We start from the raw sequence: 4,336 nt of genomic DNA on the forward strand, positions 1-4,336 counted from the left end.
GTGTGGGTCAAGCACCGCACGGACGAGCCCGCGCCGCAGGTCGACCTCGTCGCGCTCGGCGCCCGGCCGGCCGACGGCGCCGTGCACCCGGGCGAGAACGACACCGCGGGCGTCACCGAGCAGGGCGGGGTCCCCGGGCCCTGGTCCGAGCGGCTGCCGCACTTCCGGTCGTCGTTCACTCCCTCCACCGGTGCCGAGATCCAGGCCGAGTACCTGATCCCCGCGTCGCACGCGATCGCCGCGCTCGAGGCGCTGCGTCCCCTCGCATCCGTGTTCGCGCCCCTGCTCATCGCGGCCGAGGTCCGGACGATCGCCGCCGACTCCGCCTGGCTCGCCCCGTCGTCCGAGCGGCAGTCGGTCGGCATCCACTTCACCTTCCGCCGCGAACCCGAGGCGGTCGAGGCGGCGGTGCACCACATCGAGGAGACCCTGGCCCCCTTCGACCCGCGGCCGCACTGGGGCAAGGTGTCGGTGGCGACCGCCGAGCGACTGCACGAGGCGTACCCCCGCCTCGGCGACTTCGCGGCGCTCGCTCGTGACCTCGACCCGACCGGGCGCTTCCGGAACGCCTTCCTCGCGCGCATCCTGAGCTGAGGGCTCCGGCTCCCAGCGGCGGGTCGGCCCCGGTGTCGGGAGCGGGTTCGCGGGGCGGGGCGGCGGACGGAGTCGGGCGCTCACAGGGGTCTCGCACGGGTTCAGCGGCCGGCACACCGGGGCGATGCTGAGTGCTCACATGTGGGATCACAAAGGTTGGGTCATGGCGAACCTCAACCGCATCCTCGGGATGGCCTCGAAGGTCATCGACAAGCAGCTCCAGAAGCGCGGGCAGTCCGGGGCTGCCAGCGGCGGCTCGTCCGCGGGCGGGACCGACTGGCGCGACGTCGTCCGGACCGCGGCGGACAAGCTCACCGGGGACGACCGCACCCGGCAGGGTCACCAGCCCCCTGCGCGGCAGACCCACCCGCAGCACGACCCGGGCCGACCGGACGGCGGGTCTCCGGCGCAGCGCGGCCCGGTCGACGCCGACCGGGTGGCCATCGCGAAGTACGACTACCTGCTGCGCACAGCCCCGCCCGAGCGCCTCGAGCAGGTCCACCACGACGCGTTCGCCCGGCTCACCCCGGCGCAGCGTCAGGAGGTCCGCAACCGGCTGAACTCCGAGCTCCCGCCGAACGAGCACCTGCGTGACGACTCCGCGGCCGGGTTGGCGCGTGCGGCCACCCGTGGCGAGGTCGCTCGGCCCGGACTCCTCCGACGGGTCCTCGGCGGTCGCGGCGGGGCGTTCGCCGGCGGTGCCGCGGTCGGCGCCGGGGCGATGGCGATCGGTGGGCTCGGGGTCGCCGTCGCGGGTGCGGCGGTCATGAGTGCCGCGGCCGGGCCGGTGTTGGCGGAGGCCGTCGGCTCCGGGGTGGACTTCGAGGGGATCGCCGCGGGGTTCGGTGACCTCGGGCTGGCCGAGGGTGCCGAGGGGCTCGTGGGCGAGGGGGAGCAGCTGCTCGGCGGCTTCGGGGAGCAGGCCTCGGGGCTGGGCGAGCAGGCGAGCGGGCTGGGGGAGCAGGTGTCCGGGCTCGGCGAGCAGGCGTCGAACCTGGGCGGCGACTTCCTCGGGGGGTTGTTCGACCGCTGACCGGCGAGCCGAGACCCGGCGCCGCTCTCCGCGCCGCGCTGCGCACCAGCAAGGGATCCGGATCGATGTGCGCGCATCGGGAATGCCCGGGCGTAGCACGACGATTGGACCGTTACGTCGTGCGACGTCCGCCGCGCGACGAGATTGGGCCGGGCGTGCCCCGCGGTGCCAGGATGGACGCCGCCGGTGCCCCGGGCGCCGTCCGCGACACGTCTGCCCCCGCAGTCGTCCGCCATCCCACACCCCACGAGGAGCACCACCGTCATGAGACGCCCCACGCGCCTGATCACCACCGCGGCGGTCGCCGTCGCAGCAGCACTCGCGCTCAGCGCGTGCTCGGGCGGCGGTTCGTCGGACGACGCCAGCGGCACCTCCAAGGGCGGCACGCTCAACATCCTGACGACGTCGACCGCGGTCCACCTCGACCCGGCGACGAGCCAGAACCTCAACATCACCACGCTCGGCCTCGTCCTCCGCCGACTGACCGCATGGGACGTCGAGCCCGGCAAGGTCGCGAAGGTCGTCCCGGACCTCGCCACGAACACCGGCGACTCGAGCGACGGGCGGCAAGACGTGGACGTACCACCTCAAGGACGGGCTGAAGTTCCAGGGACGGCCCCCGATCACCACGAAGGACATCAGTGGGGGATCGAGCGCTCGTTCGCGCCGACGCTCACCGGTGGCCTGAGCTACCACAAGTCGCTCCTGTTCGGCGGCGACTCGTACAAGGGTCCGTTCGACGGCAAGACGCTCGACAGCATCGAGACGCCGGACGACAAGACCATCGTCTTCAAGCTCAACGCGGCCTACGGCGACTGGCCGTGGCTCGTGTCGATGCCCGCGTTCGCCCCGGTGCCGGACGGCAAGGGCACGAACACGGGCGAGTACGACGCGAAGCCCGTCGCGAGCGGCCCGTACCAGGTGCAGTCGAACACCCAGGGCTCGCAGATCACGCTCGTCCGCAACAAGTACTGGAGCGCGAAGACCGACTCGGTCCGCACCGCCGGCCCGTCGAAGGTCGTCTTCAAGGAGAGCCAGGACCCGTCGACCGTCACGCAGACCCTCATCGCCGACAACGGTGACGCGAAGGACTCCTTCGGCGCCACCTACCTCGGCGCGGCGGAACTGAACCAGGTGCGCTCGAACCCGTCGGCGCAGGACCGTCTCGCGACGTCGAAGGCCGGCCCGATCCAGTACATGGCGATCAACACCCAGAAGGGCAAGCTCGCCGACAAGCAGGTCCGCCAGGCCCTGCAGTACGCCGTCGACAAGAAGTCGTACCGGATCGCGGCGGGCGGTGCCCTCGCCGGCACCTACGCCTCGACGCTCATCACGCCCGGCATCGAGGGCCGCGAGGACTACGACCTCTACAAGACGTCCGCCTCGGGCGACGTCGACAAGGCGAAGTCGATGCTCGAGGCCGCCGGAGCGGAGGACCTCAAGCTGACCCTCCTCACCCAGAACGACTCGTCGTCGCTCGCCGAGTCCCAGGCCCTCCAGGCCGGGCTGAAGCGTGCCGGGATCACGGTCACCCTGAAGCCCGAGGACTCCGACTCGTTCTACACCGACGCCACCAACGGCAACGACTACGACCTGGTGCTGTTCAGCTGGCAGCCGGACTTCCCGAGCGCGAACGCGAACATCCAGCCGCTCTACGACTCCTCGCAGATCGGTGGCGGCGGCTACAACGTGTCGCACTACAAGAACGCGGAGGTCGACTCGCTCATCGAGCAGGCCACCGGGACGATCAACCGGTCCGACGCCGAGAAGCTCTGGGCCCAGGCCGACGAGAAGATCATGGAGGACGCTCCCGTCGTCCCCCTGATCTACGCGAAGCAGTCCTTCCTGGCCGGCTCGAACGTCGAGAACTTCCGCATCGCGGACTTCCCGGCGTACCCGAACTACCTCAAGGTCTCGCTCAAGCAGTGACCGAACCGCTGCTCGAGGTCGAGGGGCTCCACGTCGCGTTCGGCGACGCGGAGCCCGTCGTCCGTGACGTCTCGTTCTCGCTGACGCCCGGCCGGGTGCTCGCCCTCGTGGGGGAGTCCGGGTCGGGCAAGTCGGTGTCGGCCATGAGCCTGCTCGGCCTGCTCCCTCCCGAGGCCCGCGTCTCCGGGAGTGCCCGCTTCCGCGGCGAGCAACTGATCGGTGCGGACGCCGAGCGGCTCCGCGCGGTCCGCGGTGCCGGCATCGGCGTGGTGTTCCAGGAGCCGATGAACTCCTTCACACCCGTCCTGACGATCGGCACCCAGATCGCCGAGGCGGTGCGGGCGCACCCCGCCGGTCTCGACCGCGCCGGCGTCTCGGCACGCATCGACGACCTGCTGCGGTCCGCGGGCCTGCGCGACCCGGAGCGGATCCGGAAGGCCTACCCGCACGAGCTCTCCGGCGGTCAGCTGCAGCGCGCCATGATCGCGATGTCGCTGGCGGGCGACCCGGTGGCGCTCATCGCGGACGAACCCACCACGGCGCTCGACGTCACCGTGCAGGCCGGCATCCTCGACCTGCTCCGGACGCTCGGCCGCGAGCGGTCCCTCGCCGTCCTGCTCATCACGCACGACATGGGCGTGGTCGCGGACGTCGCGGACGAGGTCCTCGTCATGCGCCGCGGGGACCCCGTCGAACGCGGGAGCGTCGCCGACGTGTTCGCGCACCCGCAGGCGGACTACACGCGTGAGCTCCTCGCCGCGGTTCCCGCCCTGGAGGCCC

Annotated in this window: 4 protein-coding genes; all 4 read left to right on the forward strand. The window is 72.0% G+C overall.

All coding sequences use genetic code 11. The annotated features are described in order from the left end of the window. The coding region (locus I59_RS02500; protein WP_022902528.1) for a D-arabinono-1,4-lactone oxidase at positions 1–594 on the forward strand (594 nt) is incomplete at its 5' end. A gap of 163 nt (positions 595–757) precedes the next feature. Further along, the gene (locus I59_RS02505) at positions 758–1,627 is read left to right on the forward strand and encodes a hypothetical protein (RefSeq protein WP_022902529.1); all 870 of its coding nucleotides are present in this window, start codon (positions 758–760) and stop codon (positions 1,625–1,627) included. A gap of 264 nt (positions 1,628–1,891) precedes the next feature. After that, positions 1,892–3,556, forward strand: a complete 1,665-nt coding sequence (locus I59_RS18955) for an ABC transporter substrate-binding protein (RefSeq protein ID WP_261976494.1) — start codon at positions 1,892–1,894, stop codon at positions 3,554–3,556. Continuing rightward, the coding region (locus I59_RS02515; RefSeq protein WP_022902530.1) for an ABC transporter ATP-binding protein at positions 3,553–4,336 on the forward strand (784 nt) is incomplete at its 3' end. The genes I59_RS18955 and I59_RS02515, both read left to right, overlap by 4 nt.

This window comes from Curtobacterium sp. B8 (assembly GCF_000333315.1).
Taxonomy (GTDB): domain Bacteria; phylum Actinomycetota; class Actinomycetes; order Actinomycetales; family Microbacteriaceae; genus Curtobacterium; species Curtobacterium luteum.